The organism is Microvirga soli (assembly GCF_016734765.1).
Lineage (GTDB): Bacteria > Pseudomonadota > Alphaproteobacteria > Rhizobiales > Beijerinckiaceae > Microvirga > Microvirga soli.
In genome coordinates this window covers 130,040-143,420 of the sequence record NZ_JAERQE010000006.1, presented here as the reverse complement: position 1 = coordinate 143,420, position 13,381 = coordinate 130,040, and the positions used below count along the sequence as shown (strand labels likewise).

General features: G+C 64.0%; 10 protein-coding genes. 8 read left to right on the top strand and 2 right to left on the bottom strand.

The annotated features are described in order from the left end of the window. The first annotated feature begins 185 nt into the window (after positions 1 to 185). The 7 genes from JKL45_RS08305 (at position 186) to JKL45_RS08275 (ending at position 8,240) form a co-directional block, all read left to right on the top strand. The gene (locus tag JKL45_RS08305; protein WP_201860646.1) at positions 186 to 1,979 is read left to right on the top strand and encodes an acyl-CoA dehydrogenase C-terminal domain-containing protein; all 1,794 of its coding nucleotides are present in this window, start codon (positions 186 to 188) and stop codon (positions 1,977 to 1,979) included. Between the two features lie 120 nt (positions 1,980 to 2,099). Beyond that, on the top strand, positions 2,100 to 3,308 hold the full coding sequence (locus JKL45_RS08300) for an acetyl-CoA C-acetyltransferase (RefSeq protein WP_201860645.1): 1,209 nt from the start codon (positions 2,100 to 2,102) through the stop codon (positions 3,306 to 3,308). A 142-nt stretch (positions 3,309 to 3,450) separates the two neighbouring features. Beyond that, the gene (locus tag JKL45_RS08295; protein WP_201860644.1) at positions 3,451 to 5,655 is read left to right on the top strand and encodes an FAD-dependent oxidoreductase; all 2,205 of its coding nucleotides are present in this window, start codon (positions 3,451 to 3,453) and stop codon (positions 5,653 to 5,655) included. Between the two features lie 146 nt (positions 5,656 to 5,801). Beyond that, on the top strand, positions 5,802 to 6,311 hold the full coding sequence (locus tag JKL45_RS08290) for a DinB family protein (RefSeq protein WP_201860643.1): 510 nt from the start codon (positions 5,802 to 5,804) through the stop codon (positions 6,309 to 6,311). Continuing rightward, the gene (locus JKL45_RS08285) at positions 6,308 to 6,856 is read left to right on the top strand and encodes a thioesterase family protein (protein ID WP_201860642.1); all 549 of its coding nucleotides are present in this window, start codon (positions 6,308 to 6,310) and stop codon (positions 6,854 to 6,856) included. The genes JKL45_RS08290 and JKL45_RS08285 overlap by 4 nt, the downstream gene beginning before the upstream one ends. A gap of 53 nt (positions 6,857 to 6,909) precedes the next feature. Then, complete coding sequence (locus tag JKL45_RS08280) at positions 6,910 to 7,533, top strand: 2-hydroxychromene-2-carboxylate isomerase (RefSeq protein ID WP_201860686.1); 624 nt, start codon at positions 6,910 to 6,912, stop codon at positions 7,531 to 7,533. Between the two features lie 8 nt (positions 7,534 to 7,541). After that, complete coding sequence (locus JKL45_RS08275) at positions 7,542 to 8,240, top strand: aspartate/glutamate racemase family protein (RefSeq protein ID WP_201860641.1); 699 nt, start codon at positions 7,542 to 7,544, stop codon at positions 8,238 to 8,240. 101 nt (positions 8,241 to 8,341) lie between these two features. On the opposite strand, the gene JKL45_RS08270 is transcribed toward JKL45_RS08275, so the two are convergent. Further along, the gene (locus JKL45_RS08270) at positions 8,342 to 11,851 is read right to left on the bottom strand and encodes a PAS domain-containing hybrid sensor histidine kinase/response regulator (RefSeq protein ID WP_201860640.1); all 3,510 of its coding nucleotides are present in this window, start codon (positions 11,849 to 11,851) and stop codon (positions 8,342 to 8,344) included. A 72-nt stretch (positions 11,852 to 11,923) separates the two neighbouring features. After that, complete coding sequence (locus JKL45_RS08265; protein WP_201860639.1) at positions 11,924 to 12,838, bottom strand: LysR family transcriptional regulator; 915 nt, start codon at positions 12,836 to 12,838, stop codon at positions 11,924 to 11,926. Positions 12,839 to 12,939: 101 nt separating this feature from the next. Between JKL45_RS08265 and JKL45_RS08260 the strand changes: the two genes are divergently transcribed. Next, complete coding sequence (locus tag JKL45_RS08260; RefSeq protein WP_201860638.1) at positions 12,940 to 13,374, top strand: DoxX family protein; 435 nt, start codon at positions 12,940 to 12,942, stop codon at positions 13,372 to 13,374. Positions 13,375 to 13,381: the final 7 nt, after the last annotated feature.

Genomic DNA, 13,381 nt, shown 5'->3' with positions numbered 1-13,381 from the left:
AAGGGAAGGCTCGGGAACGACCCTTGGGCTTTCCTGCCGGGAGGCTCATCGCCGTCCTCCCTCGAAAGATTTAACGCCCCGCCTCTTCCAAATACGGTCGGATAGTTTATATGTGAACTATCTGCTTGGCTGGCGCGCTTCCGCATGGGAAGATTAGGCCGGCAAACGATCTGGGAGACATCCGAATGCCGGTCTACAAGGCCCCCGTCGAAGACGTCATGTTCCTTTTAAACGACGTGTTTCCGATTGAGCGCTACAACAACCTGCCGGGGTTCGCCGATGCGACATCCGATACGGCAGAGGCGATCCTGGCCGAGGGCGCCAAGCTCTGCGAGGAGGTGTTTGCGCCCCTCAACCTCTCAGGCGACCAGGAAGGCTGCACCCGCAACCCGGACGGTTCGGTGACCACGCCCAAGGGCTTCAGGCAAGCTTACGAGGCCTACGCCGCCGGGGGCTGGATGGGTCTGGCCGCGCCCGAGGAGTTCGGCGGGCAGGGGCTTCCTTCAGTCCTCAACACCATCATGCAGGAATTCGTCTCCTCGTCGAACCTGGCGCTCGGCATGTATCCGGGCCTGACGCAAGGAGCGATTGCGGCGCTCATCGAGCACGGCACCGAGGAGCAGAAGAAGACCTATCTGCCGAAGATGATTGAGGGCACATGGACCGGCACCATGAACCTCACCGAGCCTCATTGCGGCACGGATCTCGGGCTGCTCAAGACCAAGGCCGTGCCGAACGGCGACGGCTCCTACGCCATTTCCGGCACCAAGATCTTCATCTCCGCCGGCGAGCATGACATGGCGGAGAACATCGTCCATCTGGTGCTCGCCCGCATCGAGGGTGCGCCTCAAGGCACCAAGGGCATCTCGCTCTTCGTGGTGCCGAAGGTTCTCGTGAACCAGGATGGCTCGCTCGGTGAGCGCAACGGCGTCTCCTGCGGATCGCTCGAGCACAAGATGGGCATTCACGGCAACGCCACCGCCGTCATGAACTACGATGGCGCCAGGGGCTGGCTCGTCGGTCAGGAGAACCGCGGTCTCAACGCCATGTTCGTGATGATGAACGAGGCGCGTCTGGCTGTGGGCGTGCAGGGGCTCGCGCAATCCGAGGTCGCCTACCAGAACGCCGTGGCCTATGCGAAGGACCGTCTCCAGGGCCGTTCGCTCACCGGGGCGAAGTTCCCCGACAAGCCTGCCGATCCGATCATCGTGCATCCGGATGTGCGCCGCACGCTCCTGTCCATCAAGGCTTTCAACGAGGCAGGCCGCGCCTTCATCGTGTGGACCGGGCTGAACAGCGATATCGCGCATCGCTCCTCCGACGAGGCGCAGCGTCAGGTGGCCGAGGATTACATGGGCCTCATGACGCCGGTGGCGAAGGGTGTGCTCACCGATCTCGGCTTCGACAACGCCGTGAAGGCACAGCAGATGTTCGGCGGCCACGGCTATATCGAGGAGTGGGGCATGTCGCAGTTCGTGCGCGATGCCCGCATTGCCATGATCTACGAGGGCGCCAACGGCATCCAGGCCATGGACCTCGTGGGCCGCAAGCTCGGCAAGGATGGCGGACGCGCGGTCATGACCTTCTTCAACGAGGTCGGCGCCTTCTGCCAGGAGAATGCTGGCGATGAGTCTCTGAAGCCTTACATCGCCCCGCTGCAGCAGGGCCTCGGCCATCTGCAGCAGGCCACCATGTGGTTCATGCAGAACGCCATGGCGAAGCCCGACAATGCGGGCGCCGGCGCCACCGACTACATGCACCTCTTCGGCCTCGTGGTGCTCGGCTATATGTGGGCCCGGATGGCAAAGGCCGCTCAAGGCAAGAAGGCTGAAGGCAACGGCGTCGCCGAGAAGATGGATGCCAAGCTCCTGACTGGCCGCTTCTTCATGGAGCGCATGATGCCCGAGACCGCCACGCGTCTGGCTCTCATCACCACGGGCTCGGACACGACCATGGCGATGCCGGTGGAAGCGTTCTGATTATGATAAGTGTCATCCCGGCCGAAGAGCCGGGGTCGCAAGCCGCGTAAAGCACTCTATTCTGATACCGATCCCGGATCGCTTTTAGCGTCCGGGATGACAGAGACCCAGGAGGCCTCCATGGCTGAAGCCTATATCTACGACGCCGTTCGCACCCCGCGCGGGCGCGGCAAGCCGGACGGTTCGCTGCACGAGGTTCCGGCGGTGGACCTTGCCGTCACGACGCTGGACGCCATCCGCAAGCGCAACGATCTCGATCCCAAGCTGGTCGAGGACGTGGTGCTCGGCTGCGTCGATCCGGTCGGCGAGGCCGGTGGCGACATCGCCCGTGCGGCAGCCTTGAAGGCCGGTTATGGCAAGGAGGTTCCGGGCGTCCAGATCAACCGCTTCTGCGCCTCCGGGCTCGATGCGGTGGCGCTGGCGGCCGCGCAGGTCATGTCGGGCATGAAGGACATCACCATTGGGGGCGGCGTGGAATCCATGAGCCGCATCGGCATGGGCGCGTCGGGCGGCGCATGGCCGGTCGATCCGGGGATCGCCATCGACAACTACTTCCTGCCGCAGGGCATCTCGGCGGATCTTATCGCTACGAAGTACGGTTTCTCGCGCGACGATGTCGACGCCTACGCGGTCGAGTCGCAGAAGCGCGCCGGAAAGGCCTGGAACGAAGGGCGGTTCGCCAAGTCTGTCGTTCCGGTAAAGGACATCAACGGCCTCACGATCCTGGCGAAGGACGAGCACATGCGGCCGCAGACCGACATGCAGTCGCTCGGTCAGCTCAAGGCTGCCTTCGTGCAGATGGGCGAGATGGGCGGCTTCGACGCGGTGGCGATTGCGGCCCACCCGGATGTGGAGTTCGTCAACCACGTGCATCATGCCGGCAACTCCTCGGGCATCGTCGACGGCGCCGCAGCCGTTCTCGTCGGCAACAAGGAGGGCGGCACGAAGGCTGGCTTGAAGCCGCGCGCGCGCATCAAGGGCTTTGCCTCCATCGGGTCCGATCTCGCCCTCATGCTCACCGGACCTATCGACGTGTCGGAGCTGGCGCTGCGCAAGGCTGGCATGACGAAGGACGACATCGACCTCTTTGAGATCAACGAGGCGTTCTCATCGGTGGTGCTGCGCTACATCCAGGCGATGGACCTCGATCCGGCGAAGGTCAACGTGAATGGCGGCGCCATCGCCATGGGCCATCCGCTTGGCGCCACCGGGGCCATGATCCTCGGCACGGTGCTTGACGAGCTGGAGCGCACCAACAAGCAGACGGCTCTCGTGACGTTGTGCGTGGCCGCCGGCATGGGCACGGCCGCGATCATCGAGCGTGTTTGAGGAAGCACAACGCAAGCATCCTCATCCTGAGGAGGCGCGAAGCGCCGTCTCGAAGGGCGAGGATGCGGTTCAAGTGAACACTGGATCATCCTTCGAGACGCAGCTGCGCTGCTCCTCAGGATGAGGTCCGAGGGAGAACGAGATGAACTTCACCAATTTCCGCTTCGAGACCGATGCCGACGGCATTGCACTCGCCACCTGGGACATGCCGGGACGTTCCATGAACGTCATCACCCCCGAGGTGATGGGCGAGCTGGAGCAGATCATCGAGACGGTTGCGGGCGACGAGGCCATCAAGGGCTGCGTGATCACCTCCGGCAAGGAGGCGTTCTCGGGCGGCGCGGACCTCACCATGCTCCAGGGCCTTGGCATGGAATATGCCAAGCTCGCGAAGCAGAAGGGCGAAGAGGCTGCCATGCAGTTCTTCTTCGATGAATCGCGCAAGCTTTCGCTGCTCTATCGTCGTCTGGAGACCTGCGGCAAGCCGTTTGCGGCGGCCGTGCATGGCGTGTGCCTCGGCGGCGCTTTCGAGCTCGCGCTCGCCTGCCATTTCCGCGTGCTGTCTGATGTGGATTCCACCCGCGTCGGCCTGCCCGAGGTAAAGGTCGGTCTTTTCCCCGGCGCCGGCGGCACACAGCGCGTGGCGCGCCTCATGCAGACGGGCGATGCCCTGCAGATGCTGTTCAAAGGCGAGCAGATCCGCCCTCTCATGGCGCGCAACATGGGCCTCGTCCATGCCGTCGCGCCGCGCGAAGGGATCGTGCAGGCAGCCAAGGATTGGATCAAGAACGGCGGTTCGGCCGTGGCCCCCTGGGACCAGAAGGGCTACAAGCTGCCTTCCAACAAGGTGTTTTCCGCCGCTGGCATGCAGATCTGGCCTCCGGCGAACGCCATCTACCGCCGCGAGACGCAGGACAATTACCCGGCGATCCGCGCGATTCTGGAATCCGTGTATCAGGGTCTGCAGCTGCCGATGGATCTGGCCTTGAAGGTGGAGTCGCGCTGGTTCGCCAAGATCCTGCGCTCGAAGGAGGCGGCGGCGATGATCCGGACGCTCTTCATTTCCATGCAGGATCTCAACAAGGGCGCGCGCCGCCCGAAGAATGTGCCGGCCACAAGCCTCAAGAAGGTCGGCGTGATCGGCGCGGGCTTCATGGGAGCGAGCGTGGCCTATGTTACGGCGAATGCCGGCCTCGAGGTCGTGCTCATCGACCGCGATGTAGAAGCCGCCGAGAAGGGCAAGGCGCATTCGCACAAGCTCATGAGTGACCAGATCATGAAGGGCCGCGCCAAGACGGCGGATCGCGATGCGCTGCTTGCACGCATCACCGCGTCTGCTGACTACAATGATCTGAAGGATTGCGATCTCGTCATCGAGGCGGTGTTCGAGGATCCGAAGGTGAAGGCCGAGGTGATCCAGAAGGTTGAAGCGGCCATCCGTCCGGACTGCATCTTCGCTTCCAACACCTCGACCCTGCCGATCTCAGGCTTGGCCCAGCAGTCGAAGAATGCCGGTCAGTTCATCGGCATCCACTTCTTCTCGCCGGTCGAGAAGATGATGCTGGTCGAAATCATCATGGGCAAGGAAACGGGTGACAAGGCGCTCGCCACCGCGCTCGACTACGTGCGCCTGATCAAGAAGACGCCGATCGTTGTCAACGATTCCCGCGGCTTCTTCGCCAACCGCTGCGTGCTCGCCTATATCCTCGAAGGCCATCTGATGCTCACCGAGGGTGTGCCGGCCACGATGATCGAGCAGGCCGGCAAGCAGGTGGGCATGCCCGTCGGGCCTCTGTCGCTCAACGACGAGGTCGGGGTCGATCTCGGCCTCAAGATCCTACGCGCCACCAAGGCGCAGCTGGGCGATGCAGCGATCATTCCGGAGCAGGAGCAACTGCTCACCACGCTGGTGGAGAAGGAAGGCCGCTTCGGCCGCAAGAACCGGAAAGGCTTCTACGATTATCCGGAAGGCGGGCAGAAGCGTCTCTGGCCCGGATTGAGGGATCTGCAGGTGGATACGGCGGCGGCCGAACTCATCGACATGGACGAGTTGAAGCAACGCCTGCTCGTCACGCAGGCGCTGGAGGCGGCCCGCACGGTCGAGGAAGGCGTTGTCACCGATCCGCGCGAGGCGGATGTGGGCTCGATCCTCGGCTTCGGCTTCGCGCCCTATACGGGCGGCGCGTTGTCCTACATCGACTTCATGGGCGCGAAAGCCTTCGTGGAATTGTGCCGGAAGCTGCAGGCCAAGCACGGCGACCGCTTCTCGCCGCCGCAGCTGCTTGTCGACATGGCAGCCAGTGGCGAGACCTTCTACGGACGGGCGGCCGCCAAGAAGGCGGCTTAACATCAATCGTCATCCCGGGGCTCTGCGCAGCAGAACCCGGGATCGCCGGACGAGAATGGCGCCACATTCTTGAAGCGATCCCGGATCTGCGCTGCGCTTCGTCCGGGATGACGATATGGTGCCGCTTCCGGAAACGAGGGAGCCTTATGAAACAGCACTTCGCCATGATGGCGGGCTACAATGCCTGGTGCAACGAGCGCCTTTATGAGGTTGCCGCGCAATTGTCCGAGGCGGATTACCGCGCGGATCGCGGGGCGTTCTTCAAATCGGTGCACGGCACCCTCAATCATATCCTCGTTGCCGACCGCATCTGGATGAGGCGGTTCACGGGCGAGGGCGAGGCGCCGAACCGCCTCGACGCCATCCTCTTCGAAAGCTTCGCCGAGTTGCGTGCTGCGCGCGAGAAGGAGGATGCGCGGATCGTCGCTTATATCGACCGCCTGTCCGATGCCGATCTCGCGGGGCGCTTCCGCTACCGGACGATCACGAACCCGAAAGATGTCGAGCAGCCTCTGGCACCGGCGCTGATGCATTTCTTCAACCACCAGACACACCATCGCGGGCAGGTCCATTGCCTGCTGACGGGCCTCGGCCGCGAGTCGCCAGCCCTCGATCTCATGCTGTTCCAGCGCCAGACCGGGATTGGCATGTCATGAACCTGTGGCTGCGCCTCCTTCACCTGATCATCGCCTCGTTTGCTCGACTGAGGCTCGATCCGGTGCGGGACGTGTCGCGCCTCGCCTTTCGCGTGTGGCCGCATGATCTCGATACATCGCTGCACATGAACAACGGGCGCTACTGGACGCTCATGGATCTCGGGCGCACCGACATGATGATCCGCTCAGGCCTGTGGCGGCCTATCCTCAAGAAGGGCTGGGTGCCCGTGGTGGGCTCCGCGCAGATCCGGTTCCGGCGCGAGCTGAGGCCGTTTCGCGCCTTCACTCTGGAGACCCGCATCCTCACTTGGTCCGACAGCCATGTGGTGATGGAGCATCGCGTGATGTCGCAGGCCAAGGACGGTAGTCCTGTTCTCAACGCCATCGCCCTCGTGCGGGCCGGGCTCTATGACCGCAAGCAGAGGCGCTTCGTTTCCATGGATCGCCTGCTGGCCGAGATCGGCATCGAGGCCAAGGCACCGGCGGCCGCCCCCGAGGTCGAGGCCTTTCTCAGGGCAGAAGAGACATTGAAGAGCGCGGCCTGATGGTCCAAGCTGGAGCATCGCCGCTCAAGGCCCATCAACCTCGAATCGAGCCCATGCCCCGCATCATCGACTACTACTTCTCCCTCGTGAGCCCCTGGGCCTATATCGGCCATGCGCCCTTCATGGACATCGTCCAGAGGCATGGCGCCGAGGTCAACTACAAGCCGGTTTTCCTGGGCCGGGTCTTTGCTGAAACCGGCGGCCTGCCGCTCGCCCAGCGCCATCCGGCCCGGCAACGCTACAGGATCCTGGAGTTGCAGCGCTGGCGCGAAAAGCGCGGCCTTTCCTTCAACATCACTCCGAAGCACTGGCCCTTCGACGTGAACCTGGCCGACCGCTTTGTGATCGCCATCAATGCCACCGGCAAGAACCCCGATGCCTTCCTGCGCCGCGCTTACGCAGCCGTGTGGGAGGAGGAGCGCAACTTGGGCGATCCGCTGGTTCTCACCGAGTTGGCGGAGCAGGCCGGTTTCGACTCATCCTCGCTGATGGATGTGGCCACCGGCAGCACCACCGAGGCGATTTATGCCCTCAACCTCGAGAATGCGATTGCCGCCGATGTCTTCGGCTCTCCGGCCTATGTGCTCGAGGGTGAGGTGTTCTGGGGCCAGGACAGGCTCGATCTTCTCGCCGACGCGCTGGCGAGCAGCCGCGCGCCCTACACTCCGAATCTTTAGAGCCCAACATGCAGACCATCGGACTTATCGGCGGTATGAGCTGGGAGAGCTCGGCCGAGTATTACCGCATTGTCAATCAGGAGACGAACCGGCGGCTCGGCGGGGTGCATTCGGCGCAATGCCTGATGTGGTCCTTCGATTTCGAAGAGATCAAACGACTTCAGCACGACGGTGAATGGGAGAAGCTTGCCGAATTGATGAAGGACGCGGCACTCCGGCTGGAGCGCGGCGGAGCCGATTTCATCGTGGTGTGCACCAACACCATGCACCGCCTGGCGGATGCTATCTCGTCGGCGGTTGGCATCCCGCTGCTCCACATCGCCGACCCCACGGCCGAGAAGATCAGGGCGGCGGGCTTCGAGCGCGTTGGTCTCCTCGGCACGGCCTTCACCATGGAGCAGGATTTCTACAAAGGCCGTCTGCAGCAGCGCCACGGTCTCGACGTTCTGGTGCCGGACGAGGACGACCGCCGGATCGTGCACGAGATCATCTATAAGGAACTGGTGCTTGGGCAGGTCAGGCCGGAATCCCGTCAGGCCTATCGCGACATCATCGCCCGCCTGATCGAGCGCGGCGCGCAATGCGTCATCCTCGGCTGCACCGAGATCATGCTGCTGGTGAAGGACGAGGACAGCGCCGTGCCGCTGTTCGATACGACGACAATCCACGCCATTGCGGCGGTGGATCATGCGCTGAGGCCCGTCTAGCACACCCGTCATGGCCGCACTTGTTGCGGCCATCCACGTCTTTGCGCGCGGTTAAGACGTGGATCCCCGGGACACGCCCGGGGATGACGTTGGAGGCTTCTCTACTCCGCTGCCACTTTCGTCGCCCGCCATTGCGTCAGCAATGCGCGCAGGGCTGCGGGTTTCAGCGGCTTGTTGAGAACATGGATGTTCATCGCAGCCGCGGCGTCGCGAACGACAGGCGTGCGGTCGGCGGTGACGAGCAGGGCCGGCATATCGACCTGGGTCTTCCAGCGCAGGGCCTTGATGACTTCGAGCCCGTCGGTTTCGTCCAGGTGGTAATCGGCGATGATCACCTCCGGCAGACCCTTGTTCGTGCGCAGGGCCTGGTGTGCGGTCTCCAGGTCGGATGCTGTCCAGACGTCGCATCCCCATCCCGTGAGCAGAAGACGCATGCCTTCCAGAATGGCGGGCTCGTTGTCGATGACGAGCACGCGAAGGCCCGACAGTACGGTCGCTGGAGCCTTCGGCGGCTCGGGGCTTGCGGCCGTTGCCGGAAGGGCAGCGACCACAGGCACCTCCAGCCGGAACACGGAGCCGCGCCCGACCTCGGAGTTCAACGTGATCGGGTGCTTCAGCACGCGGCCGATGCGCTCGACGATGGACAGTCCCAGGCCCAGACCACGCGCAACCTTCATGCCCTGATCCAGGCGCTGGAACTCGCGGAAGACCACGCGCTGCTTGGAGGCCGGGATGCCGAGACCCGTGTCCCAGACTTCCAGAGCGAAGTGCCCGCCGCGGCGGCGTCCGCCGACGAGCACGCGCCCGGACGGTGTGTACTTGATCGCGTTGGAGATCAGGTTCTGCAAAAGGCGGCGCATGAGGCGCCGGTCCGAGCGCACCGTCATGGAGGAGGGGATGAAGGTGAGCTTCAGGTTCTTGGCCCGGGCGATCGGCTCGAATTCGCGCTGCAGCTGACGGAACATCTCGTCGATGCGGAAACTCGACCATTGCGGCTTCATGGCGCCCGTATCGAGGCGCGAGATGTCGAGAATGGCGGTCAGGATCTCCTCGACGGCATCCAACGACGCATCGATGTTCTCGGCCAGCGTTACATCGCCAGCCTCGCGATCCCGCTCCACGAGCGAAGTGGCATAGAGGCGCGCTGCATTGAGCGGCTGCAGAATGTCGTGCGAGGCAGCCGCGAGGAACCGCGTCTTGGAGATGTTGGCCTCGTCGGCCTCCGCCTTGGCGTTCCTGAGCGCTTCGTTGAGGCGGGTGAGCTCCTCTGTTCGCTCGCGCACCCGCTGCTCCAGGGTCTCGTTGGCGCGGCGGCTCGCTTCTTCGGCCAGAACGGTTTCCGTGACGTCCGTGTAGGTGGTCACATGGCCGCCGTCGGGCAGCAGGTTCGAGCGGATCTCGATCACCTTGCCCGAGGGATAGAGCCTGAGGCGCACCGGCTCCACATCGTGCCGGAACGAATGGAGGCGGGCTTCCACAAGATCCTCGATCTTGCCGGGTCCGTAAGATCCGCGCGAAGCGTTGTAGCGCACGATCTGCTCCATACCGATCCCTACCTGCACGAAGTTGGGCGGCATGTCGTAGAGGTCGAGGAAAGCCTGATTCCAGGCGAGCAGCCGCAGATCGCCGTCGATCACCGTGATGCCCTGCTTGGCGTAGTTGAGCGCGTGCTGGAGAAGATCGCGGCTGTGCTGGATCGCCGCCGATGCATCGTCGAGCAGCTTGAGGGCCGCTTCCGTGGAGACGGTGCGTCGGCGCAGCAGCAGCGACAGCGCAAGGCGTGAGGACGCGGTGCCGATGGCCGAGGCCAGAAGGTGCTCCGCATAGCGCAGGAGATGGATGTCCGCCTCGGCACGCAGATCGATATTCTGCCCGCGGCTGTGAGCGAAGCCCTCAAAGGAGCGGGCCGTCCGCTCCTCACCCAGATAGCGGGCGACGGTGGCGCGCAGCTCGCCGACGCCCACGCTGGCGCGGAACAGGCGGAAGCTCGGCGTGGCGGACGCGGCAGCCTCGCCGAGGAAGACATTGGCCTGGATCTGCTCCATGGCCGTCACCGGCCGCCACAGGGAGAAGGCGATGTAGCACAGGATGTTGAGCGTCAGGCTCCAGATCACGCCGTGGGTCAGTTGGGGCAGATCGACCCCGAACAGGGATGTCGGCTTCAGCGCCGTGATGCCGAAGGGCCCTGTGACGACCACATCCGACCAGAACACGCCGTCCCAGACGAGGCTCGGCAGAAGGAGCGTGTAGGCCCAGGTGACGAAGCCTACCACGAGCCCGACGCTGGCGCCGAGCGCCGTGCCGCGCGACCAGATGAGGCCGCCGAGAAAGGCCGGCGCCACCTGGGCGATGGCCGCAAAGGACAGAAGCCCGATGGCGGCGAGCGCCGCTTCTCCCGAGGCGCGGTAATACGCATAGCCCAGCAGGATGACGAGGACGATGGAGACCCGCCTCACGCCGATCACGAAGCCGCCGGGATCGATGCCGGCAAAGGCGCGCCGCCGCAGGACGATGGGCATGACGAGGTGGTTCGAGATCATCACGGCCACGGCGACGGAATCGACGATCACCATGGCGGTGGCGGCCGAGAAGCCGCCGAGGAAGGCAATCACCGCCAGAGTGCCGGCCTTGTCCATCAGCGGCAGCGCGAGCACGGTCATGTCTCGGTCGATGCTCCCTTCGGGAAAGGCGGACATGCCTGCCAGAGCGACCGGGATCACGAAGAGATTGATGAGGACGAGGTAGAGCGGAAACAGCCACGCGGCGCGCTTCAGATCCGCGATGTCGTGGTTCTCGACCACGGTGACATGGAACTGGCGCGGGAGAAGAAGGGTCGCACAGGTCGAGAGCAGGATGAGCGTGATATAGCTGCCGAAACCCGATGTCCGCTCCATCAGGGCGGAGGTGGTGCCCTGTGCGTTGAGGCGCTGGACGATGTCGTCATAGCCGCCGAACATCACGAAGGTGATGTAGCCGCCGATCATCAGGAAGGCGATCAGCTTCACCAAGGACTCGATGGAGATGGCGAGCAGAAGTCCGTTCTGGTGCGCGGTCGCATCCGTGTGACGCGTGCCGAAGGCGACGGCGAAGCCTGCAAGAACAAGGGCAACCACAAGGGCCAGATCGCCGAGGATCGGCAGTTGGCTCAGGGATGCGCCGCTCGCTGCCGTCAGGAACACGTCGAGCGAGGACGACACCGCCTTCAGCTGCAGGGCGATGTAAGGAACCGAGCCGACGAGGGCGATGAGGCTGACGAGGGCCGCGACCCTCTCGCTCTTGCCGTATCGCGCGGCCACGAAGTCGGCGATGGAGGAGATGTTCTGGGTCTTCGCCACGCGCACCACCCGGGCGACGAGCGGGAAGCCCAGACCGATCACCAGGATCGGGCCGATATAGATGGCGAGAAAGTCGAAGCCCGAATGGCTGGCGAGCCCGACCGATCCGAAGAAGGTCCAGGACGTGCAATAGACCGCGAGCGCGAGGGCCGCGATCGTCGAGCGGGCCGGCCCCTGAACGAAGCGCCGCCCCCAGTTGTCACCCCAATAGGCCACCGTGAACAGGAAGCAGAGATAGACCAGCGCCGACAACACGACGGCCCAGGTGGCGACCATAGGCGTGAATCCTCGAAAACAGACGTGGATTAGCTTTAGCCGGTTAGCGATGCGAAGGCCACCGCCAGCCGATCACAGGCCTCGATCCCAAGCGGGTTCAGGCGCAAAGCGCTGCGCCAGGAACGCGATGAAGGCACGCACCTTGGCCGGGGCCTGGCGGCCGGAGGGCAGGACGGCATGAATGCCCGGCTGGTAGGTGGAGTGGTCCCCGAGCACCCGCACGAGCCTGCCGTCGCGCAGGCAATCTCCGACAATAAAGGTGGGCTGGTAGATCAGCCCCTGTCCGGCGACGGCCGCAGCCAGCAGAGCATCGCCATTGTTGGCGCGAAGGTTCCCCTGAACCGGCACGACGATCTCGCCATCTTGGCCGAAGGTCCAGCGGTTCGCCCCGATGGCGCTCGGCAGGGTATAGCCCAGGCAGTTGTGCCGGGCGAGATCGTCGAGTTTTCCCGGTGTCCCATGCTGCTTCAGGTAAGAGGGAGCGGCGCAGACCACGGTGCGGCAGGGAGCAAGGCGCCGGGCGACGAGGCTCGAATCCTTCAGCCGCCCGATCCGGATCGCCAGGTCCCACCCTTCCTCGATAAGATCCACGTAACGGTCCGCAAGACCGAGATCGAAGGAAACGGCCGGGTGGAGACGGTTGAATTCGGGCAGCGCCGGGGCGATGTGGCGGAAGCCGAAAGTGAGGGGCACATTGAGCCGCAGGGTCCCGCGCGGCTCGATCCGGTCGAGGCTGGCGGAGGCCTCCGCCTCCTCGATCTCGGCCAGGATGCGCTCGCAGGCGGAGAGATAATCCCGGCCGCCTTCGGTCAGCACTAGCTTGCGGGTGGAGCGATGCAGCAGCTTGACCCCGAGCCTGTCCTCGAGGGCAGCCACATGCTTCGTCACCATAGTTTGGGAAAGATTGAGCGCCCGTGCTGCTGCCGAGAAGCTGCCGAGGGCTGCGACGCGAACAAAGACCTGCATGCTGGTGACGCGGTCGAGCATGGGATGATTTCACTCTCTCGGTGTGAAGTAATATTCAGAGGGGAAGATTATCATATCTCCGGTTTGAGATCATATGAAGGTCCCATTCCGGAGATCGTTCGATGATTGACACCCGTACCGCCCCTTACGCCGCCCTGATCCTGCGCATCACCCTCGGCATCGTGTTCCTCGCCCATGCCGGCCTAAAATTCTTCGTGTTCACGCCTGCCGGCGCCGCCCAGTTCTTCGGCAGCCTCGGCCTGCCGCCGTCGCTTGCCTACCTCACCATCGCGGCCGAAGCTGTCGGTGGCATCGCCCTGATCCTCGGCGTCTTCACCCGCTGGGTGTCCCTGGCCCTGATCCCGATCCTGCTCGGCGCCATCGTTCTCGTTCACGGCAAGGCCGGCTTCTTCTTCAGCAACCCGAACGGCGGCTGGGAATTCCTCGCCTTCTGGATCGCGGCTCTTGCAGCTCAGGCACTGCTCGGCAATGGCGCATTTGCCCTTCAGGGCGGATCGGCCAAGGCTGCTCCTGCGTTATCCACACGGTCTGCTTGAAAGACAA